Source organism: Pseudomonas sp. W2Aug9 (genome assembly GCF_023127755.1).
Taxonomy (GTDB): Bacteria; Pseudomonadota; Gammaproteobacteria; order Pseudomonadales; family Pseudomonadaceae; genus Aquipseudomonas; species Aquipseudomonas synxantha_A.
In genome coordinates, this window is record NZ_SPKL01000002.1 from 1 (window position 1) to 21271 (window position 21271).

A 21271-nucleotide genomic window follows, 5' to 3' on the forward strand; every position below is an offset into this window, starting at 1 on the left:
CTGGTTTGGCAGCTGCAGTTTTAGCGGCGGGCTTGGCTGCTGGTTTGGCAGCTGCAGTTTTAGCAACTGGCTTGGCAGCAGCGGTTTTGGCAGCGGGCTTGGCTGCAACTTTTGCGGGTGTACGAGCCCCCAGCGCTTTAGCTACGGCTTCCTTCACACGACCAACGCCTTGGGCCAGCTTCAGGCTTTCTTGAGCGTCTTTTTTGAGTTGGGAAATGTAGCTGCGGGTTTCAGCTTGACGATCCTTGAGGGCATCCAGCAGGTCCTCAAGTTCTTTGACTGCGCCCTTGGCTTTGGCTTGCGCCTTGGACTTGCCGGCAGTAGCGGCGTCTTGCAGTTTGGTACGGGACTTGTGCAGCTTTTCTTGCGCTTTACCGCGTTGTTTTTCCAGTTTGGCGAGCAGTTTTTCTGCATCGGCCAACGCCTGGGAACATGCGCTTTCCAGATGTTCGAGCAAGCTGCCCGAAAGTTGTTGGAGCAAGTGCAACGGGGTATTTACAGGCTTCTGTTTGGCCGACATGGTTTACCTCCTGGCTGACGTGGGTGCGGCTCATACTAGCCCTCTGCTCTTACCGCCGCTAGCGCATGTTGACAGTATCGTTGGGCTTGCGTTGCACGGTACGAAAATTCTTATCGATATAACGCAAATGCTCACCAGTTTTTACGCACTCACACTGGCATAATCCGTCGCACTTTCGCCGGGAGAATGTCCATGTCGCGTTATCTTTTTCTAGTGCTTGGCTTGGCGATCTTCGTGGCCGATGCGAGCGAGCAATCGCCGTCAAAAAACACTGCCACAGAGGCGCATGAACTAGCCTATAGCTTGGGCGCAAGCCTCGGCGAACGGTTGCGCCAGGAAGTCCCCGACCTGCAGATCCAGGCCCTGATCGACGGCCTCAAGCAAGCCTATCAAGGCAAGCCGCTGGCGCTCGACAACGCGCGCATCGAACAGATTCTCACCGAGCACGAAGCGCAAAACGCCGCCAACGCCCAGCTACCTCAAAGCGAAAAAGCACTCGCCGCCGAACAGCAATTTCTAACTCGGGAAAACGCCGCCAGTGGTGTTCGTGAATTGGCAAATGGGATTCTGCTCACCGAGCTGGCACCGGGCACTGGCAACAAGCCGTTAGCCAGCGATGAAGTGCAGGTGAAATACGTGGGCCGACTGCCTGACGGAACTGTCTTCGACAAAAGTACGCAAGCGCGATGGTTTCGCCTGAACAGCGTGATCAGCGGTTGGAACAGTGCATTGCAACAGATGCCGGTGGGTGCGAAATGGCGTCTGGTGATTCCTTCAGCCCAGGCCTATGGCGCAGACGGCTCAGGTGAGTTGATCCCGCCCTATACACCGCTGGTGTTCGAGATAGAACTGCTCGGCACTCGCCACTGACCCATAAAAAACGGTGCGACATGCGCACCGTTTTTTATCTCCCTACCAAGCTTCAGACTTGGGTGGCAGCCTCTTCCTTATGGGCGTTGTGCAGTACTTCGATCAAGCAGTCTTCCAGCTCGAAACGTTCATGCAGCAGCGCGCCCAGTTCTTTGAATTTTTCCGCTACGCATTTCCCTGCGTCACACAGGTCGGTGAACGCCAGCAGTTTTTCCGTGATCACATCAATGCGCGGGTAAATAGTCTCTGCCAGGTCGAGGCCACGCTGGTCGTCGAAGGCTTCCGCCTCTTTGGTCAGTTGCTCGTAGACGCCGAAATGGCCTGCCGATACGTAGTCAACCAGTACCCCACAGAAATCCTGCAATAGCTCGCGATTCTCACCCAATGCTTCGGGCTTGGCACCGAGAGCATCAAAGGCCCGAACCAGTTCGTGGCGTGCCTTCAGCCAGCTGTCGATCAGCTTGTGCACCCCACCCCAACGTTCCTGAGCATTCTGACAACTTTCCAGCATGATGATCTCTCTTCCCTATAGGGGCGCTGCTGCTCTGTACCTGCGCAACACTTGAAGGATTAAGCAGCAGTCGAACAAAGCCGCGTCTGACAAATGGTTTGGATACGCGTGCGGGCCAGATTATGCCCGCAGGACTATGGCTTCAAGGTACGCAGGAGAGAATGTTCATACAAGTGTTTAATCCCCTCCTACAACGCGCGTCCCGTTTTCATGACGTTGTGATGCGCAAATGCTTACTGAACAACAGCCGCGAGCATTGCATGACACCCAGGATCAACATCGCCACAAAGAACAACAGGCTCCACTCCGGCAGGCTCAGGTCAAATAGCGTCCAGTTGATTTCAACGCAATCGACAGTCCCGTTGAACACTGACCGCGCCGCCTGCCAGAACGACAGGTTTTCGATCATGTAGTGCAGGCTGGGCCAGCAATCCCGGCCCGCACCTGACGGAATATTCTGCAATAGCACTTGGCGCCCGGCAGTGATGGCACCCAATAATGCACACACGGTGCTCGCCAGCCCATACAGGCAAAGGCCGGAGCGCCCGGGATTATGAAGGGCGGCCATCAGGTTGATCAGCGCAAAAGTGGCCAGAAGCAGACGTTGTACCTGGCACAGAAAGCAAGGCTGTAGCAACGCGCCGTATTCCAGATAGAAGGACGCGCCCAACGTCAGCGCACCCGCCATGAACGCCAGCAAAAACAAGGAGCGTAAAGGGGCCAAAGACATTGTTTATCCGCACTGCAAGAGATAGGTCGCTACGGTAGAGGAAAGGCCCGACCCCTTTCAAGACGCCCCGGAGCAGACAATTCCGCGAAGAAGCAAGGACATTCCGCCAAGGCATGGCGGAAATCCAGTTACAACAAGTAGGAATTAGTCATCACGTCAGTTATACCGAGTGTTTATTGGGATTTTAAAGATCGGGTGTCGGATAGATCCGAGCCAATCCATTCACCCTTTCCTACTTCAAATACGCGCGGGTACTGGCAGAGGCGAGGACAACAGACGATTGTCGAGCAGCCCCAGACCTTCCTGAAACAGCTGGTTGCTGCGCTCGGTGTCGCCCAGTTGGGCCAGTAGGCGGGCCAATTCGGCACAGGCTTCGGGGTTGCGCTGAACTTGCAGGCTGCTTTCCAGATAGTCCCGCGCCTTGCCCCACAGGCTGTTTTGCAGGCACAGACGGCCAAGCGTCAGCAGCAAGCTGGCATCGCCCGGATGGTCCTTGAGCCAGCCTTCGGCAAACTTCAACTGGCGCGCCGGGTCACTGCCACGCAACAGGCCATACAGCCGAATCAGATGGCTGTCATAGTCGCGCTTGAGGGCACCACGCAGCACTTCCTCGGCCTTCCCATCCGCGCCTAGCCGACGCAGCTGGTCGGCATAGGCCAGCACCAATTGTGGCTGCTGGCGCTGGGCCGAAGTCAGTTGCTCCCAGGCACGCTCCAGAGACTGCAAGCCCGCCTCGCCCTGCTCCTCACGCTGGGCAGCCAGGCTCAGGTTTTCGCCCCAGGCACGACGTTCCAGCTCGGCCAGCTCACTGGCGGGCAAGACTTTGTCCTTGCGCAGCTCAGGCAGCAGGCGAATCACCGACGACCAATCGCCACGCTGCTGATGCAGGCGCTGTAGCTGCCTGAGTACCTGCGCGTTATGCGGGTGACGCTCGTGCATCGCCTGAAGCGTAACCAGGGCGCCTTCAGTATCGCCGCGGTCCATCTGCAGTTGCGCATGGCTCAGGGCTACGGCCAATTCCGCCTGGGGCTGGCGCTCCAGGGCGCGCTCCAGCAAGCCGTCGGATTCCTCATAGCGGCCCTGCTCATTGGCCGCACGGGCAGCACCGATGTAATAGAGCAGCGGCTGACGCTCTGCTTCGGCAGCGCGGTGCAAGTGGCGCTCGGCACTGGCCCAGCGGCCCTCGGCAAGGTCCATCTGACCTTGCTCGATCGCGATCTGCACACGGCGGCTGCGGTTGCGTCGCGACCATGGATTGACCACGCCACCGGAGGTGGTGATCAGGCTCAGCAACACACGAACCAGGTAGATCGCCAGGCCGATGGCAAACACCGCCACCAGGGTAGCCCACAGGCTTGACTCGTAATGCAGCAAATGCGGATAGGTAATCAGCACGTAGCCGGTGTGTTTCGAAATACCCACGGCCAGTGCGAGGGCGACTGCAATCGCCAGCACCAGGATCACATAGAAACGCTTCATCAGCTCTACTCCTGGGTCGCCGGTTTGCCGGCCGCGGCCTTGGCTTCGTCGGCAGACAGATGACGACGTTCAAGGTAAGCCTGCACGGCGGCCAGGCTCGCAGCCAGGTCCGGCGTCACCACCGACACGGCCTTGGGCTCAAGTTCAGCGATACGCGCCAGCATCGCCTTGCTCTGCGGGTTGTCCTGATTGAAGTTGTCTTGCAATACGCTGCGCGCTTCGCCCAGCGAGCGGCTGTATACCGCCGACTCGCCGTTGAGCGCGGCCCACTGCGCCTGCTCCAGCGCCAGGCTCAGGGCCAGGCGCACTTGGTTCAAACCCTGGCCTGCCAACAATGGCCGGATATTGTCATCCGGGTTGAAGTCGATGCGGAAATAGCGGGAAATCTGTTCCCACCACTGGCTCAACTGGTTCTGCGTATCGCTGGTGGGGCGCCCTTGGGAAGCAGGTTCCGTAAGCTGATACTCCGGGGCAATCGCCGCCAGTTGCACGACCTGGTCACGCAAGGCCGCCAGTTGCAGGTACAGGCCGGTGCGGTCTGGTTGCTCAGTGCTGCGCAATGCGGCAAGGCTCTTGGCCAGTTGCTCACGGGCGGTGAAAGCCCCTGGGTCGCTCTGCTCGCGAAGAATCTCGTCGGCGCCCTGGACCAGCGACTGCGCACTGTTGATGTCTTGCAAGGCAGACAAACGCAAACTGGCCAGACGGATCAGATGCTCCGCCTCGGCCAGGCGCCAATCCTTGCGGCTGGCGCCCAACACCGTTTCGAGGCGCTGGCTCAGGCGTTGCTGATCGCCCTGCAACTGGGCAACCAGGCGGCGGCGCTCTTCCAGCTCGTCCGCACCCGGCAATTGCGCCAGACGGGCGGCCAACTGTTGCTGGCTTTGCTTGAGGCTCTGGGATTGGTCATCCAGGGTCTGCACTTGGCTCAATTGATGTTGGCTGCTGGCTTGAAGGGCGCGGACCTGCCAGATCCCCCAGCCGCCAGCAGCTACGCCAGCAGCCCCTAGCAGCAAGGCGACGACCGCCAGGCCATTGCCACGGCGCGGCGCGGTGACCGGTGTCTCGACCGGCGCATCAAGCGCGGGCTGAGCTTCATCTTTAGGCAAGGCTGTTTCGCTCACGTATCCGTCCTTTGCGTATCAGAGAGTGGGAACGGGATAGCTCCCCAACGCCACTAACAAAGCCGCGGCACTCGCGCCGCGACAATCCACAACTTTTTTTGCGCCAGCGGCCCGCGCCATCTCATAGACGCGCGGGCTGGGCACGAACAACGGCAGCTGTGCCACCTGTGGCCAATCGGTGCCCGCCAGGGCTTGCAGGTGTAAAAAACCCTGCCCACTGCTGACCACCAGGCCGTTCAAGCGTTCCAACCGGATGCGTTGCATCAGCGCACCCGTCTCGTAGACCGGGAGAAAACGCCGATACAATTCCAGATAGTCGACACTAGCACCTTGCTCGCGCAAACGCTCTGCCAGCAACTCGCGGCCGCCCTCGCCACGCAGGATCAGCACCTTGGCGCCCGGCTGTGCGATAGCCTCGCGCAATGCAGGCAATTGAAGCAAGGCCTCGCTGTCATCGCCAGTGGCGGGATAATGAACGTCGAGGCCATGACCGGCGAGGATCTGCGCCGTCGCCGCACCGACGCTGAACCACGGCATTGGCGGCACGGCATTCCCCAACCGTTGCAGCGCCAGGCGCGCGGCCGGCTTGCTCACAACAATGACCGCGCAATAACGCTGCAACGCGTCAAACACCGCTTGTTGCTCAGCCGTGACCGCTAACGCTTGCGTCTCCAGCAACGGCAGACGGCTGCTGTATATACCGGCCTGGGACAATAAAGCCGCCAGGGCTGTCGACTCCTCGGCAGGCCGCGTCAGCAGCACTCGCCAGTCGGTCACTGCGGACCGGCCTCGCCATAGACTTTTTGCAAAATGGCACCGGCGCCTTTGTCCAGCAACTCCTCGGCAACCTGAATCCCCAAGGCCGTCGCATCTCGTTGCGGCCCACGCACCTGGGCGGTCAGCAGGGTACCGCCATCCGGATCCCCCACCAGGCCACGCAGCCACAGGTTCTCACCTTCGAGTACGGCATAGCAGGCGATGGGGACTTGGCAGCCGCCATTGAGGTGTTTGTTCAGGGCGCGCTCGGCGGTCACACGAACTTCGGTATCGGCGTGATCGAGGGGCTTGAGCAGTGCGTGGATTTCGCTGTCGACGGTCCGACATTCGATGCCGACTGCGCCCTGCCCGCCGGCGGGCAGGCTGTCTTCGACGCTGATGGCCGATGTGATGCGATCTTCGAAGCCCAAGCGGATCAAGCCGGCGGCGGCAAGAATGATCGCGTCATATTCGCCGGCATCCAGCTTGGCCAGGCGCGTATTGACGTTGCCGCGCAAAAAGCGAATCTGCAAGTCGGGCCGACGTGTCAACAACTGAGCCTGGCGACGCAGGCTGGAGGTGCCGACGATGCTGCCCAGCGGCAAGTCATCCAGGGACGCGTAGGTATTGGAAACAAAGGCATCACGCGGATCTTCGCGCTCGCAGATGCAAAAAAGGCCCAGGCCTTCAGGGAAGTCCATGGGCACGTCTTTCATCGAATGCACAGCGATGTCGGCTTCGTTTTCCAGCAGCGCAGTTTCCAGCTCCTTGACGAAAAGACCCTTGCCGCCGATTTTCGACAGGGGTGAGTCCAGCAGCTTGTCGCCGCGACTGACCATGGGCACCAGGGATACCTTGAGGCCCGGATGAGCCTGCTCAAGGCGTGCTTTGACGTATTCGGCCTGCCACAAGGCCAAGGCGCTTTTACGGGTGGCGATGCGGATTTCGCGAGAGGACATGGATCAATCCGTACTGAATAGATACGGCGGATAATAACAGCTCAGGCAAATACGCTTTGATTTGAATCAGCAAGTGCGGGGCCTCCCTGGCCACATCGCACCGGGATAAGGAAGGCAGACCGCGCCCCAGCCCTTGGGCTAAAGCTGCTGCATCATCTTGCGCACGCCGGCGACATGGCGTCGGCTGACGATCAACGCATCGCCATTGAGCCCCTTCAGGAAGAGCTGAAAGTGCCCCAGGGGTGTGCGCTGCAAGCGCTCGATACGTTCGCGGGCTACCAGCGCGTTGCGATGGATACGCACAAAACGGTCGCCGAATTCATCCTCAAGAGCCTTGAGCGGCTCATCAAGCAGCACTTCGCCGGCTTCATGGCGCAGGGTCACGTACTTGTGATCGGCAATAAAGTAGACCACCTGGTTGAGCGGGATCAGCTCGATGCCTTTGCGGGTGCGCGCACTGATGTGGCTGCGTGGCCCGTTACCACTTTGGGCCGCAGGCTGGGTCAGTGCGGCAAGTTGGGCACGGCTGGGACGCTCGGCTTTTTTCAAGGCTTTGAGCAAGGCCTCGGCGGTGACCGGCTTGACGAGAAAACTGACACCGCTGTCTTCCAGCGTCTGTGCAGAGAACTCTTCCTGGGCCGCGCACAACACCACGGCAGGTGGCGATTCGCGTTCGCTCAGGCGGGCAGCGACTTGCAGGCCATCAAAGCCCGGCATACGGATATCGAGCAGCACCACATCCGGCTTGAGGCTGTCGATCAGCGTCAACGCCTCCTCACCGCTGGTGGCACTCGGTTCAAGGACTGTATAACCCTCGAGTTCACTGACAAGACGGCTCAGTCGCTCGCGGGCTTGGGGTTCGTCATCAACGATCAGGACATTCATATTGCGCTGGATTCCTGCGTGAGTCTCGCACAAGGATAGCGTAGACAGGTGCGGTGACTTGCGTCACAGCGATCCACGCTAAGACTAGCGCGAGCGGCAAAAAGTGCCCTGAGAGCGGCACCCAAATTTACCCGGACCTGTTCAATAGCGCCCAAGACCTGCTGCCTTCGGGCATCGTCGTAGGGTTCACTGATACACAATCCGAATACCCCCCTGTTTAATGGATAGTCTGGTTATGACCGCATCACCAGACTTTGGTGCATTCACACACTAGCAGTCCAACTGTAGACGCTCACTGAGACGATATTGCTCAATCGTCAAATATCGTTTCAATAAGTACGTATCTCCAGTCTCGTCCCGGATGCGTTCGGCGGCAAGGCACTTAGCCATCTACGACACAAATAAAATTGCCGATCACCCGCGGCACCGCCTTCACGGGCAACCCTGTTATTATCGCCGGTACACCTTCATGCCTCTTTCAAGCAGATCACGAGCGAATCCATGAGCACCGACAAGACCAACCAGTCCTGGGGCGGCCGCTTCAGTGAACCCGTCGACGCCTTCGTCGCGCGCTTCACCGCCTCCGTCACCTTCGACCAGCGCCTGTACCGCCACGACATCATGGGCTCCATCGCCCATGCCACGATGCTGGCCAAGGTCGGCGTGCTGACCGACGCCGAGCGTGACAGCATCATCGACGGCCTGACCACCATCCGCGGTGAAATCGAGGCAGGCACGTTCGACTGGCGCGTCGATCTGGAAGACGTGCACATGAACATCGAGGCACGCCTGACCGATCGCATCGGCGTGACCGGCAAGAAACTGCACACCGGCCGCAGCCGTAACGATCAGGTAGCCACCGATATTCGCCTGTGGCTGCGCGATGAAATCGACCTGATCCTGGGCGAAATCACCCGCCTGCAAAAAGGTTTGCTGGAGCAGGCCGAGCGTGAATCGGACACCATCATGCCCGGCTTCACTCACTTGCAGACCGCACAGCCAGTGACCTTCGGCCACCATCTGCTGGCCTGGTTCGAAATGCTCAGTCGCGATTACGAGCGCCTGGTCGATTGCCGCAAGCGCGCCAACCGTATGCCGTTGGGCAGCGCTGCGCTGGCCGGCACCACCTACCCGATCGACCGCGAGTACACCGCGCAACTGCTGGGTTTTGACGCCGTGGGCGGCAACTCCCTGGACGGCGTTTCGGACCGCGACTTCGCCATCGAATTCTGTGCCGCCGCCAGTATCGCGATGATGCACCTGTCGCGCTTCTCCGAAGAACTGGTGCTATGGACCAGTGCCCAATTCCAGTTCATCGACCTGCCGGACCGCTTCTGCACCGGCAGCTCGATCATGCCGCAAAAGAAAAACCCTGACGTTCCTGAGTTGGTGCGCGGCAAGAGCGGCCGTGTATTCGGCGCGCTAATGGGCCTGTTGACCCTGATGAAAGGCCAACCATTGGCCTACAACAAGGACAACCAGGAAGACAAGGAACCGCTGTTCGACGCCGCGGACACCCTGCGTGATTCGCTGCGCGCCTTTGCCGACATGATCCCCGCGATCAAGCCCAAACACGCGATCATGCGTGAAGCAGCCCTGCGGGGTTTCTCCACGGCAACCGACCTGGCGGACTACCTGGTGCGCCGTGGCCTGCCGTTCCGTGACTGCCACGAAATCGTCGGCCACGCGGTGAAATACGGGGTGGACACCGGCAAGGACCTCGCGGAAATGAGCCTGGAAGAACTGCGCCAGTTCAGCGACCAGATCGAACAGGATGTGTTTGCCGTGCTGACCCTGGAAGGCTCGGTAAATGCCCGCAACCATGTGGGCGGCACTGCGCCGGCACAGGTCAAGGCAGCGGTCGTGCGCGGCAAAGAATTGCTCGCCAGCCGCTAAAACTGTGGGAGGGGGCTTGCTCCCGATGGCGGTGGGTCAGCTAAGATTTTCTTACCTGATACACCACCATCGGGAGCAAGCCCCCTCCCACATTTGCTCACCTTTTGGCCGCAATCATCGCCATGAATGCAGGCATCGCCGCCTGCCTGTCCGCCTCGACCTTCTGCGCGTTGGGCATTTCATTCAGGCGCCCCAACAAGGCCTTCACCTGCGGCAACTGCGCAAGCAGGTCCAGCCCGAACAGCTTCTCGCCCACGCCGCACGCCAGGTTCAGGCTGTACATGAAATACAAATCCGCAATGGTGAAGTTCTCCCCAGCCACATAAGGCGCGAACTTACCGTGCCGACCTAACGTACCGATCCCAAGCAGCAGCTCGGCCCTGGATTTCTCCTTGATCGCCTCCGGCACCGTCATGCCGAAAAAAGCCTCGGCGAAACACGCTCGCGCAGGCAGTTCGATGTAGAGCTCGATTTCACGGCACAGCGCCAGCACCTGAGCCCGTTGAAAAGGGTCGGCCGGCAGCAATGAAGGGCCTTCCTGAGTGTGTTCGATGTACTCCAGAATCACGCTGGTTTCATTGATAAACCCTTGCTTGACGCCCAGCACCGGCACTTTGCCTCGCGGGCTCACCGCCAAGGCTTCGGGGGTCTGGCCTGCATAGAAAGGCACCTCCTCGAAAGCCAGCCCTTTCTCCAGAAGTGCAAGCTTGACCATGTTGTAGTAGTTACTGACTGAAAATCCGTAGAGCTTGAGCATTGCAGATGCCTCCAGGCCGGGTGTGGGGTTGGCTGCAAGAGTTATAGTTCCAGGCGCCCGGCCTGACCAGCAGCATCACCTGCCTGAATGGCGGTAGACTGGCACCCTTTCCTTGAGGAGCCTGCCATGAGCGAGCCGACCGATATTGATAACGACGAAGAAGAGTTCACCGAAAGCACGCTGACCCAGGCCATCGAAAACCAGATCGAAAGCGACAACCCGCCTGCCGCCAAGGCCACCTTCAATAAACTGACCCTGGTAGGTTACGAGCGCGAAGACATTTTGAACCTCATGGCCCATGTGCTGGCCGTTGAGATAGACAAGATGCTCGAAGAAGACCGTGCCTTCGATACCCAATGGTATGAAACGGCGCTGCGAGCACTTCCTGAGCTACCGCCTGAAAACAACTGAAACCAACCTTGGCGTGGCCGGGAAGCCCGCTTCCTCGCCACAAATCTGCGCCATATCAATACCTACGACTTTCTCACTGGACAGCCCGCCAAAGTGCGTTCACCTTATGGCCTGCTAGCCTCTAATAAATTTTAGAAAGTCTGGAGTCCTTATGTCGTATACCCCTGAGTTGGTTGCCGAACTGGAAATCCTTGTACTCTTCCCCTTGGACAGCACCAAGGAGGGCTTGAAAGTCCATCAGACCGCCGCTCCTACCGCCATCGCCGCTGCCAAGCGCCTCCATGCGAAAGGACTGATCGATCAGCCGGACGGGGGCTACCTGACGAGCCTTGGCCGGGATGCTGCAGAGCAGGCTCAAACCCTGCTGACCATTCTGACCACTGCCAACACCAAAGAAGCTGCCTGACACCTGATCCCGCCCATGGGGTCCGCCCGTTGCGGACTCCGAGGGCGCTAGTTGTGTGGCGCAAAAATTCTGACGCCAAAAAGCCACTTCCCTCTAAAACTCCTACGCTACTGTCTGTAGACTCCTGCATGGCTGCCCACGTCGGGCCCAGCGAGCCACCGAGTTCGACATGACCCGCACCCACGAAATCCGCCCCGATCTGGACGAAGGCATCGACCGCAAGGTGCTGACCCAGTTGCGCGCGCGTTTCATGGCCCTCAATGAGGGCCGCATGGCCCGGGCTGTCGAGGGGCTGACACCACGCCAACAAGGCGTGCTGACTTTGTTGCCGCTGTTTTTCCACGTCAATCACCCACTGTTGCCGGGCTATGTCTCCAGCAGCACCCCGGCGGGGCTGTCGAATTTCGAACCTGACGCCCAGGCCCTGGCCGAAGCCCAACGCCTGACCCGCTCGTTCTCCTATAAACCGCGCCATGGCAACCCGCCCCGCCCCATCCACGGCCTGTTCCTGATGGGCAGCCTCGGCACGCTGGCCCAGGCCGATCAAAGCGATATGGACGTGTGGGTGTGCCACGCTCCCGACCTGGACGAAAGCGAACTGGCAGAGCTGCGCAAGAAGTGCCAACTGCTGGAAGCCTGGGCCTTGAGTATGGGCGCCGAGGCGCATTTTTTCCTGATCGAACCTACACGCTTTGTCCTGGGTGAACGCGATACGCAACTAAGCTCCGACGATTGCGGTACTACCCAGCACTACCTGCTGCTGGACGAGTTCTACCGCACAGCCATCTGGCTGGCCGGGCGCACGCCGATCTGGTGGCTGGTGCCGGTCTACGAAGAAAAGCGCTACGCCGAATTTACCCACGCCCTGATTTCCAAGCGGTTTATCCGCGCCGATGAAACCCTCGACCTGGGTCACTTGGCCCATATCCCGCCGGGCGAGTTCATAGGTGCCGGGCTGTGGCAATTGTTCAAGGGCATCGAGTCACCGTACAAATCGGTGCTCAAGCTGCTGCTGACCGAGGTCTACGCCAGCGAACATCCGAACGTGTACTGCCTGAGCCTGCGTTTCAAGCGAGCGGTGTTCGCCAACCAAGTGGACCTGGATGAGCTGGACCCTTACATCGTGGTGTATCGCCGCATCGAGGAATACCTCAAGGCCCGCAACGAGCCGGATCGCCTGGAACTGGTACGACGCAGCCTGTACCTGAAGATCAACCGCAAGCTCAGCGCCGGCCAGCGCACCCCCACTTGGCAGCGACTGCTGCTGGAACGCCTGGCCCAGGAATGGGGTTGGGACCAGCGCCAACTGGCCCTGCTGGACAGTCGCAGCCAGTGGAAAGTGCGTCAGGTTGCTTCCGAGCGCCGCGCTCTGGTCAATGAACTGAACTACAGCTACCGTTTCCTCACCCAGTTCGCCCGCAGCGAACAGACTGCCAGCCTGATCAACAAACGCGACCTCAATGTACTGGGCCGGCGCTTGTATGCGGCGTTCGAACGCAAGGCCGGCAAGGTTGAGTTCATTAACCCAGGCATCGCCCCGGACCTGGCCGAAGACACCCTGACCCTGGTGCAGTCGCCCAACCGCAAGGAGCCGGGCCAGCACCATTGGGGTTTGTATAACGGCAACCTGACGGCCCTGGAATGGGAGCACTTCGCGCCGATCAAACGCAGCCGGGACCTGCTGGAAATGCTCACCTGGTGCCATCGCAACGGCGTGATCGACAGCAGTACCCGCCTGGCGCTGCACCCCGGTGTCAGCGACATGACCGAGTTCGAGTTGTTCAACCTGCTAGGCAGCCTGCAACAGACCATCGCCCTGCCCCTGGCCAGTGTCGATGAGAGCCGCTTGCTGCGCCCGGCAGTGCCCGAAGAGGTGCTGTTGCTGATCAACGTCGGGGTTGACCCGCTCAAGCATCATCGCGACCTGAATATCCTGATGACAACAGAGCGCACCGACTCCCTGAGCTACGCCGGTGTACGCGAAAACCTGGTGCTGACCCTGGACCAGGTCATGCTCAACAGCTGGAACGAGGTGATGGTCAGCCGCTATGACGGCCCCCACGCCCTGCTCGACTGCCTGCGCGATTACCTCAACCAACTACCGCTGGGTCATCTGCCACGGCTGCGAGTGCGTTGTTTTTGCCACAACCGTGCGCAGTTCATTGCCCAGCGTGTAGAAGAGGTGTTCGACACCGCACAACACCTGCTGCTTGGCCAAGGCAATCATCGTTACCTGTTGCAGGTGCAACAGCACTATCACGTCATGGAACTGACACCGGGCCAGGCCAATCATGTGTCACTGCCAACCCAGGACGCGCTGATTGCCTACCTCAGTGAGGAACTGGCCAGCTACAGCCCTTGGCACCTTGACGCCATGGCCCTGGAAGACCATGACCTGGCGCTGCTCCTGCCTATGGGCCAGGCCGATTGCGTGCAAGTGTTCTATCGAGTCAATGAAGGCTTCGCCCAGCTGTACGTACTCGACGAATTCAACGCGCTTTGGCAGCAGCGCTTGCCGTTTCATGATGAACAAAGTCTGCTGGCTCCGCTGCAACGCTTCCTGCAATCGATCCTCTATCGCCGCGAAGCGCTGTCGTCCCTGGATTCCCGACAGCCCCTGGGTGAAGTGCACACCTTGTACTATCAGTTATTGCCATCGGGCAGCAGCCGCGCCCGCGGCGTGGAACCACGACCGGCGCCGCAGAACCCTGCCAACAAGCCGTTTTATGACGTGCAGGCAATTATCGGCAAAGGCGCGCCTGGCCAGGTGGGGATCACCCTTTACTGCAATCAGCGGGAATTTTGCGAACTGGAATTTGGCGACCAACTGTTTGCCGTGGTCGCCCGGGAGATCGTCGGGCAACGCCGGGAAACCGAACGTTACCGTTGCTACATCACTGATCTGGACTTGTCAGGACTGCTCGGTGATGTGCAAAGCCCGAGCAATTTGTACCTGCGCTACAAAGCCGAACTGGAACAGTCCCTCAATGCCGCACTGGGCCAGATTTAGAGCGAGAAAGCCCCGCCATCCTTGGGCTGGCCTTCGACACTGAGCAATTCCAGCTTGAGCGTTTTGCCACCCGGTGCAGGCCAGTCGATATGCTGGCCCACTTGCAGCCCCAGCAAAGCACTGCCTACCGGAGCCAGGATCGAGATCTTGCCTTCGTCGGCGTTCGCGTCCTTGGGGTAGACCAGCGTCAGGTGATAGTCCTTGCCGCTGCTTTGCTCACGGCAATGCACGCTGGAGTTCATGGTCACGACACCCGCAGTCACTTCATCGTGACCGACCACGTCTTCGGCGCGGTCGAGTTCGGCTTGCAACGCTTCGACGCCGGGAAACTCGTCGCCCAAGCGGTCGATCAGTTGCTCAAGACGCTGCACGTCAAGACGGGTAAGAATGATGGAAGGTGCGGTCATGATTCAGGCAGACTCCTTTTTTCTGCACAAAAAAGCAAAACCCCGCCAGAAAAAGGCGGGGTTCTCACGGACCTCGATGAGTTGAGGTGTACCCGGACACTACCACAGCGTCACAAATAAACAAGATGCTGTCAGGCTTGGGCCTTGCGCTGCTCAGCTTGCGCGCAGATCACCCGGCGCCGCGCATCGTCGGCGGAGCGCCATTCACGGATGTCTTCCACGTGGCGGAAGCAGCCGAGGCAGACTTTCTGCTCGTCCAGGCGACACAAACTGATACAAGGTGACGGCACCGCCGGGCTGACATTGCTGAACAGCGGCTTGGGCGGGCGTACAGGTACAGGCTGGGTCACGGTCAGATCTCTTCGAAATCCAGCTCGGCGCCGGTATATTCCTGGACGAGGCGCGTGAGCATTTCGCCCAGCAACTCTTCACTTTTGTCGCACTGCCATTTGCCGCTTTCTTCGTCGTAGTCGAAGTGAACGCCACCGGAGCGCGCAGCCAGCCACAGCTGACGCAGCGGCTCCTGGCGACTGAAGATCAATTGCTGGCCGCTCTCGAACTTGACGGTCAGCACACCAGCCGAGTTTTCCAGATCCACATCCAGGTCGCTGTCGTCGAAAATATCTTCCAGCTTCTCCTGGGTGGCATCCACCAGGTCGTGAAAACGGGCTTCGGTCAAACTCATTGTGGCAACCTCAAAAGTGTCTGGTTTTGCTCAAGCGGGGCACAATACGGACGCGCTTCGCCGATTGCAAAGGATACCGATTTCATGACAGATGGCAGTACGAAATATCATCAAGCAGCGTAGCCCGCTTCTTGCGCTCCTCGGCAAAGCCCCGCCGGACGGGTAGTGCGGCGCATAGGCAAGCTGCCGGGTGGTCGGTATACTCGGGCGCAATTAATGCATATTCAAGGATTTCGCCATGAAGCGCCTGATCTCTTCCCTTGCTGCGCTCGTCGCGGTCGCTTGCCTCGTTAGTGCCTGTGGCCAGAAAGGCCCGTTGTACCTGCCGGATGACAGCAAAGATCCGAATGAACAGGCGCAATCGTCGCAAAAGCCGTCAAAAGCGCATAAGCACGACACCTACTAAGGGAAACTTATGGACGCTTTTAACTACCGGGACGGCGAGCTGTTCGCGGAAGGCGTGGCGCTGTCCGCGATTGCCCAGCGCTTTGGTACCCCGACCTATGTGTACTCCCGTGCGCATATCGAAGCCCAATACCGCTCGTTCACTGACGCCCTCGATGGCGTGCCACATCTGGTGTGCTACGCGGTCAAGGCCAACTCCAACCTGGGTGTGCTGAATGTCCTGGCGCGCATGGGCGCCGGTTTCGACATCGTCTCCCGTGGCGAGCTCGAACGCGTATTGGCCGCCGGCGGCCAGGCTGAGAAAATCGTGTTCTCCGGCGTCGGCAAGACCCGCGAAGACATGCGCCGCGCCCTGGAAGTCGGCGTGCATTGCTTCAACGTCGAATCCACCGACGAGCTGGAGCGCCTGCAAGTCGTTGCCGCCGAGATGGGCGTTCGTGCGCCGATCTCCCTGCGCGTCAACCCGGATGTCGACGCCGGCACCCACCCGTACATTTCCACCGGTCTCAAAGAGAACAAGTTCGGCATCGCCATCGCCGACGCCGAAGAGGTGTACATCCGCGCCGCGCAACTGCCAAACCTGGAAGTACTGGGTGTCGACTGCCATATCGGCTCGCAACTGACCACACTGCCACCCTTTCTGGATGCCCTTGACCGTCTGCTGGCCTTGATCGATCGTTTGGGCGAGTGCGGCATCTACCTGCAGCACATCGACCTGGGCGGCGGCGTCGGCGTACGTTATAGAGACGAAGAGCCACCGTTGATTAGCGACTATATCCAGGCCGTGCGCGAACGCATCGAAGGCCGCGACCTGACGCTGATGTTCGAGCCGGGCCGCTATATCGTCGCCAACGCCGGCGTGCTGTTGACCCAGGTCGAGTACCTCAAGCACACCGAACACAAGGACTTCGCCATCGTCGATGCGGCGATGAACGACCTGATCCGCCCGGCGCTGTACCAGGCCTGGATGGATGTCACCGCCGTGACGCCTCGCGCAAGCGAAGCACGCACCTATGACATCGTCGGCCCGATCTGCGAGACCGGCGACTTCCTGGCCAAGGATCGTCAGCTGGCCCTGGAAGAAGGTGATCTGCTGGCCGTGCATTCGGCGGGTGCCTATGGGTTTGTCATGAGTTCCAACTACAACACTCGCGGCCGTGCCGCCGAGGTGCTGGTGGACGGTGATCAAGCATTTGAAGTGCGTCGCCGCGAGACGGTAGCCCAGTTGTATGCTGGCGAAAGCCTGCTGCCGGAGTAAGCCATGCTGCTGCGTTTTACCAAGATGCACGGGCTGGGCAATGATTTCATGGTTCTGGACCTGGTCAGCCAGCACGCGCACATCCTGCCCAAACACGCCAAACAGTGGGGCGATCGTCACACCGGCATCGGTTTCGACCAGTTGCTGCTGGTGGAGGCGCCGAGCAACCCGGAGGTGGACTTCCGCTACCGGATCTTCAATTCCGACGGTTCCGAAGTGGAACAGTGCGGCAACGGTGCGCGCTGCTTTGCACGCTTTGTGCTGGACAAGCGCCTGACGGCCAAGCGCCAGATTCGCGTCGAAACCAAGGGCGGTGTGATCGAACTGGATATTCGCAGTGACGGCCAGATCAGCGTCAACATGGGCGCGCCACGCCTGGTGCCGGCGGATATTCCGTTCCAGGCCACCGAGCAGGCCCTCAGTTACCCGCTGGACGTGGATGGCAAAACCGTGGATATCGCCGCCGTGTCCATGGGCAACCCCCATGCGGTACTGCGGGTCAACGACATCAATAACGCCCCGGTGCACGAACTGGGGCCGAAGATCGAACATCACCCGCGCTTTCCAGCGCGGGTCAATGTGGGCTTCCTGCAGGTGATCGACCGTACCCGCGCGCAATTGCGCGTTTGGGAACGCGGCGCCGGCGAAACCCAGGCTTGCGGTACCGGCGCTTGTGCCGCTGCCGTAGCCGCGATCAGCCAGGGGTGGATGGACTCGCCGCTGCTGATCGACCTGCCCGGTGGACGCTTGTCCATCGAATGGGCAGGCCCTGGCCACCCGGTGATGATGACCGGGCCGGCCTCGCGTGTATACGAAGGACAGGTCCGTCTATGAGTGAGCCAAGCCAATGACCGATAAGCCTCAAGTACCCGCACACGCTACCCCGAGTGAAAGCCTGGAGGCCGCTGCTGTCGCGGCGTACCTTGAGGCTAATCCGGACTTCTTCGTCGAGCATGAAGAACTGCTGCCGGCCTTGCGCATTCCCCACCAGCGCGGCGATACCGTGTCGCTGGTGGAACGACAGATGAAGATCCTGCGCGAGCGCAATATTGAAATGCGCCATCGGCTTTCCCACCTGATGGACGTGGCCCGCGACAACGACCGCTTGTTCGACAAGACCCGCCGCCTGATCCTGACCCTGATGGACGCCGCCAGCCTGGAAGAAACGGTGATCGCCGTGGAAGACAGCCTGCGCGAGGACTTCCAGGTGCCCTTTGTCAGCCTGATCCTGTTCAGCGACAACCCGATGCCGGTGGGTCGCTGGGTCACAGGTGGTGAAGCACAGACAGCCATCGGCGGCTTGCTGTCCGAAGGCAAGACTGTCAGCGGCACCTTGCGTGAACATGAACTGGACTTCCTGTTTGGTGCCGAGCAGCGCAAGCAGATCGGCTCTACCGCCGTCATCGCCGTCAGCCATCAAGGCTTGCACGGCGTGCTGGCCATCGCCAGCCGTGACCCTGCGCACTACAAAAGCTCGGTGGGCACGCTGTTCCTGACCTACATCGCCGAAGTGCTGGGCCGCGTCCTGCCGCGCCACACCACCACACTGCGCGCGGTGCGCTGACCATGGAGCGGCAACTGGACGCCTATTGCGCTCACCTGCGCAATGAGCGCCAGGTGTCGCCCCACACCCTTGAAGCCTATCGGCGGGACTTGAACAAGGTCCTGGCCTATTGTGAGAAACAGCACGTCAGTAGCTGGAAAGCCCTGGATATCCAGACCCTGCGCAGCCTGATCGCCCGGTTGCACCAGCAAGGCCAGTCCTCGCGTAGCCTGTCTCGCCTGCTGTCGGCAGTGCGCGGCCTCTATCACTACCTCAATCGCGAAGGCCTGTGCGATCACGACCCGGCCAATGGCCTGTCCCCGCCCAAAGGCGAGCGGCGCCTGCCCAAGACCCTGGATACCGATCGTGCCTTGCAGTTGCTCGATGGTGCGGTAGAGGATGACTTCCTGGCCCATCGCGACCAGGCAATCCTTGAGCTGTTCTATTCTTCGGGCCTGCGCCTGTCGGAGCTGACAAGCCTGAACCTCGATCAGCTGGACCTCGCCGATGGCCTGATACAAGTGCTCGGCAAAGGCAGCAAGACCCGCGTACTGCCGGTGGGTAGAAAAGCCCGCGAAGCCTTGCAGCTATGGCTGCCACTGCGCCTTTTGACCAACCCGGCGGACGATGCGGTGTTCGTCAGCCAGCAAGGCCGACGCCTGGGGCCCCGAGCAATCCAGCTTCGGGTCAAGGCCGCCGGCGAGCGGGAGCTGGGGCAGAATCTGCACCCGCACATGCTGCGCCATTCCTTCGCCAGCCACCTGCTGGAGTCCTCCCAGGATCTGCGCGCCGTACAGGAACTGCTCGGCCACGCCGATATCAAGACCACCCAGATCTATACACACCTGGACTTCCAGCACCTGGCAACGGTGTACGACAGCGCCCATCCCCGGGCCAAACGCATCAAAGGCAGCGACTCATGAGTATCAAGCTGATCACCTTCGACCTGGACGACACCCTCTGGGACAACGTACCCGTCATCATCAGCGCCGAAGCGTCGATGCGCGAATGGCTGGCGCTCAACGCCTCCAAGGTCGGGGACCTACCCCTGGAGCATTTCGCCAGCCTGCGCCAGCAAGTATTGCAGCGTCATCCCGAGCTCAAGCACCGCATTAGCATCCTGCGCCATCGGGTGTTGATGCTGGCATTCGAAGAGGCCGGCTATCCCCAGCCTGAAGCGGCGCAAATGGCGGATGTGTGCTTCGAAGCGTTCATACATGCACGTCACCAGCTCACCGTGTTCCCGGAAGCCGAGCCGATGCTCAAGGCGCTGCGCCAGCACTTCCTGCTGGGGGTGATCACCAATGGCAATGCCGATGTGCAGCGCGTTGGCCTGGCGGACTACTTCCATTTTGCCTTGCGCGCTGAAGACATCGGCATTGCCAAGCCGGACGGGCGCTTGTTTGAAGAGGCGTTGCAGCGCGGTGGCGTGGACGCCGGAGCGGCGGTGCACGTGGGCGATCACCCTGGGGATGACATCGCCGGTGCTCAGCAGGCGGGGCTGCGGGCGGTGTGGTTTAACCCCGCGGGCAAGGCCTGGGAGGCTGACAAGCACCCGGATGCGCAGATTCGCAGCCTGACGGAGTTGCCGCCACTGCTGAGTCGCTGGGGTTAACACTGCCCCCCAATGTGGGAGCTGGCTTGCCTGCTCCCACAAGGTATTGCAGCGAACTGATAATGGCTCCAGGCATGAAAAAGCCCGCAGCGACGGCGGGCTTTTTCTTACAAGCAGGAGGCAGACCTTAGATAGGTCGGCTGCCGTACTTGTTATCCGGCTTCTTCGGTGGGTCTGCAACCACGTTAGCCTCGACTTCGACCACTTTGCCGCCTTTAGCGAGGAACTCTTCCATCGCACGGGCCAGGGCATCGCGCTCTTTGTTCTTGGCTTCAACGCTTGGCAGCTCGTCTACCGAAACAGCAGCCTTGGCTTTGCCTTTGGCTTTGGGAGCCGCGTCATCGGCACCGCCATCCTCGGCATCGTCAGCAACGTCTTCCGCCGCTACTTCAAGACCTTCTTCGGTGTCGTCTTCATCACCTACTTCGAGGTCGTCTTGTTCCAGATCATCGTCGCTCATGTTCTACCTCATGACTTGCGAAAAGCAGATTAGTTATAGCCCAGCTTCACCCTCTGTCGAGGTCGCCGGAAAAAAATCAACATCCACCGGATTTCCAGTGGCTTATGCCTCTTCACCGTGCAAGGTGGCGAGGACTTTACGAGCACCGCCATGATCACGGTGCTCGCCCAGATAAACACCTTGCCAGGTCCCCATCGCCAAGCGGCCGGCCTTGACCGGCAAACTCAGCTGGCAGCCCAGCAGACTGGCCTTGAAGTGCGCCGGCAGATCATCCGGACCTTCGTCGTTGTGTTCAAACCCTGCGCGGCCCTGTGGCACCAGCAGGTTGAAAAAACGCTCGAAGTCACGGCGAACCGCCGGGTCGGCATTCTCGTTGACGGTCAACGAGGCCGAGGTGTGCTGCAGCCACAAATGCAACAGGCCCACACGGCAAGCCTTCAATTCAGGCAAGCCGGCAAGCAACTCGTCCGTTACCAGATGAAAGCCCCGGGGCTTGGCCCGCAGGGTAATCAGGGTCTGTTGCCACATACAGTTCTCCGCCCATCGGCGCGCATTCTAGCGCGCTCTGGGAAAAAACAAAGTGCCGA

25 protein-coding genes are annotated in these 21271 nt (G+C 60.1%); 11 read left to right on the forward strand and 14 right to left on the reverse strand.

All coding sequences use genetic code 11. The features are described 5' to 3' along the window. Positions 1–520: AlgP family protein (locus E3O56_RS01145; protein ID WP_248127651.1), on the reverse strand; the 520-nt coding region annotated here is incomplete at its 3' end. A gap of 192 nt (positions 521–712) precedes the next feature. Between E3O56_RS01145 and E3O56_RS01150 the strand changes: the two genes are divergently transcribed. Continuing rightward, on the forward strand, positions 713–1390 hold the full coding sequence (locus E3O56_RS01150) for an FKBP-type peptidyl-prolyl cis-trans isomerase (RefSeq protein ID WP_248127653.1): 678 nt from the start codon (positions 713–715) through the stop codon (positions 1388–1390). A 52-nt stretch (positions 1391–1442) separates the two neighbouring features. Here E3O56_RS01150 and rsd read toward each other — a convergent pair whose 3' ends face one another. The 7 genes from rsd to E3O56_RS01185 all read right to left on the reverse strand — a co-directional run bounded on the left by rsd (position 1443) and on the right by E3O56_RS01185 (position 7831). Next, entirely contained in the window at positions 1443–1901 is a 459-nt protein-coding gene (gene rsd / locus E3O56_RS01155) for a sigma D regulator (protein WP_248127655.1), read from the reverse strand. A gap of 208 nt (positions 1902–2109) precedes the next feature. Continuing rightward, positions 2110–2631, reverse strand: a complete 522-nt coding sequence (locus E3O56_RS01160; RefSeq protein ID WP_078822616.1) for a disulfide bond formation protein B — start codon at positions 2629–2631, stop codon at positions 2110–2112. A 237-nt stretch (positions 2632–2868) separates the two neighbouring features. After that, positions 2869–4110, reverse strand: a complete 1242-nt coding sequence (locus E3O56_RS01165; RefSeq protein ID WP_103734173.1) for a heme biosynthesis protein HemY — start codon at positions 4108–4110, stop codon at positions 2869–2871. Positions 4111–4115: 5 nt separating this feature from the next. Continuing rightward, complete coding sequence (locus E3O56_RS01170; RefSeq protein WP_032878787.1) at positions 4116–5231, reverse strand: uroporphyrinogen-III C-methyltransferase; 1116 nt, start codon at positions 5229–5231, stop codon at positions 4116–4118. 18 nt (positions 5232–5249) lie between these two features. Next, positions 5250–6008, reverse strand: coding sequence for a uroporphyrinogen-III synthase (locus E3O56_RS01175; RefSeq protein ID WP_032878785.1), 759 nt, complete (start codon positions 6006–6008; stop codon positions 5250–5252). Further along, the gene (gene hemC, locus E3O56_RS01180; RefSeq protein ID WP_032878783.1) at positions 6005–6946 is read right to left on the reverse strand and encodes a hydroxymethylbilane synthase; all 942 of its coding nucleotides are present in this window, start codon (positions 6944–6946) and stop codon (positions 6005–6007) included. Before hemC ends, E3O56_RS01175 begins: the two co-directional genes overlap by 4 nt. Before the next feature lie 138 nt (positions 6947–7084). Next, on the reverse strand, positions 7085–7831 hold the full coding sequence (locus E3O56_RS01185; RefSeq protein WP_005792437.1) for a LytTR family DNA-binding domain-containing protein: 747 nt from the start codon (positions 7829–7831) through the stop codon (positions 7085–7087). A gap of 501 nt (positions 7832–8332) precedes the next feature. On the opposite strand from E3O56_RS01185, the gene argH reads away from it, so the two are divergent. Next, entirely contained in the window at positions 8333–9727 is a 1395-nt protein-coding gene (gene argH, locus E3O56_RS01190; RefSeq protein ID WP_003195396.1) for an argininosuccinate lyase, read from the forward strand. Between the two features lie 97 nt (positions 9728–9824). Here argH and E3O56_RS01195 read toward each other — a convergent pair whose 3' ends face one another. Then, the gene (locus E3O56_RS01195; RefSeq protein ID WP_032878779.1) at positions 9825–10484 is read right to left on the reverse strand and encodes a glutathione S-transferase; all 660 of its coding nucleotides are present in this window, start codon (positions 10482–10484) and stop codon (positions 9825–9827) included. Positions 10485–10610: 126 nt separating this feature from the next. Here E3O56_RS01195 and E3O56_RS01200 point away from each other — a divergent pair, with 126 nt between their 5' ends. From E3O56_RS01200 to E3O56_RS01210, 3 genes are all read left to right on the forward strand, one after another. Next, complete coding sequence (locus tag E3O56_RS01200) at positions 10611–10895, forward strand: hypothetical protein (RefSeq protein WP_103734172.1); 285 nt, start codon at positions 10611–10613, stop codon at positions 10893–10895. A 151-nt stretch (positions 10896–11046) separates the two neighbouring features. Next, complete coding sequence (locus E3O56_RS01205) at positions 11047–11301, forward strand: TIGR02647 family protein (RefSeq protein WP_014720451.1); 255 nt, start codon at positions 11047–11049, stop codon at positions 11299–11301. 169 nt (positions 11302–11470) lie between these two features. Beyond that, positions 11471–14311, forward strand: a complete 2841-nt coding sequence (locus E3O56_RS01210) for a class I adenylate cyclase (protein WP_248127657.1) — start codon at positions 11471–11473, stop codon at positions 14309–14311. Here E3O56_RS01210 and rnk read toward each other — a convergent pair. The 3 genes from rnk to cyaY form a co-directional block, all read right to left on the reverse strand. Then, the gene (rnk, locus tag E3O56_RS01215; RefSeq protein ID WP_005792442.1) at positions 14308–14718 is read right to left on the reverse strand and encodes a nucleoside diphosphate kinase regulator; all 411 of its coding nucleotides are present in this window, start codon (positions 14716–14718) and stop codon (positions 14308–14310) included. The two genes, E3O56_RS01210 and rnk, sit on opposite strands and share 4 nt — an antisense overlap. A 131-nt stretch (positions 14719–14849) precedes the next feature. Beyond that, complete coding sequence (locus E3O56_RS01220) at positions 14850–15068, reverse strand: DUF1289 domain-containing protein (protein ID WP_078822619.1); 219 nt, start codon at positions 15066–15068, stop codon at positions 14850–14852. Between the two features lie 2 nt (positions 15069–15070). Then, the gene (gene cyaY / locus E3O56_RS01225; RefSeq protein ID WP_248127659.1) at positions 15071–15403 is read right to left on the reverse strand and encodes an iron donor protein CyaY; all 333 of its coding nucleotides are present in this window, start codon (positions 15401–15403) and stop codon (positions 15071–15073) included. A 238-nt stretch (positions 15404–15641) separates the two neighbouring features. Between cyaY and E3O56_RS01230 the strand changes: the two genes are divergently transcribed. Genes E3O56_RS01230 through E3O56_RS01255 form a run of 6 tightly spaced genes read left to right on the forward strand, consistent with a single transcriptional unit; the run spans position 15642 to position 20224 of the window. Beyond that, positions 15642–15809, forward strand: a complete 168-nt coding sequence (locus E3O56_RS01230) for a lipoprotein (protein WP_003195417.1) — start codon at positions 15642–15644, stop codon at positions 15807–15809. 9 nt (positions 15810–15818) lie between these two features. After that, positions 15819–17066: a diaminopimelate decarboxylase gene (lysA, locus tag E3O56_RS01235; protein WP_248127662.1), complete on the forward strand. Its 1248-nt coding sequence runs from the start codon at positions 15819–15821 to the stop codon at positions 17064–17066. Positions 17067–17069: 3 nt separating this feature from the next. Beyond that, entirely contained in the window at positions 17070–17900 is an 831-nt protein-coding gene (gene dapF, locus E3O56_RS01240) for a diaminopimelate epimerase (protein ID WP_078822621.1), read from the forward strand. 13 nt (positions 17901–17913) lie between these two features. Next, entirely contained in the window at positions 17914–18630 is a 717-nt protein-coding gene (locus tag E3O56_RS01245; protein WP_005792447.1) for a DUF484 family protein, read from the forward strand. A gap of 2 nt (positions 18631–18632) precedes the next feature. Then, positions 18633–19532, forward strand: coding sequence for a tyrosine recombinase XerC (gene xerC, locus E3O56_RS01250; protein WP_103734170.1), 900 nt, complete (start codon positions 18633–18635; stop codon positions 19530–19532). Beyond that, positions 19529–20224 carry an HAD-IA family hydrolase gene (locus E3O56_RS01255; RefSeq protein ID WP_248127664.1) on the forward strand — a complete coding sequence of 232 codons (696 nt, stop codon included), beginning with the start codon at positions 19529–19531 and terminating at the stop codon, positions 20222–20224. Before xerC ends, E3O56_RS01255 begins: the two co-directional genes overlap by 4 nt. Positions 20225–20351: 127 nt before the next feature. Here the strand turns inward: E3O56_RS01255 and sutA are convergent, their stop codons facing one another. Both sutA and E3O56_RS01265 read right to left on the reverse strand, forming a co-directional pair. Continuing rightward, a complete protein-coding gene (sutA, locus tag E3O56_RS01260; protein ID WP_032878753.1) occupies positions 20352–20684 on the reverse strand; it encodes a transcriptional regulator SutA in 333 nt (110 codons plus the stop codon). 102 nt (positions 20685–20786) lie between these two features. Next, on the reverse strand, positions 20787–21212 hold the full coding sequence (locus E3O56_RS01265; RefSeq protein WP_005792453.1) for a secondary thiamine-phosphate synthase enzyme YjbQ: 426 nt from the start codon (positions 21210–21212) through the stop codon (positions 20787–20789). Positions 21213–21271 lie beyond the last annotated feature (59 nt).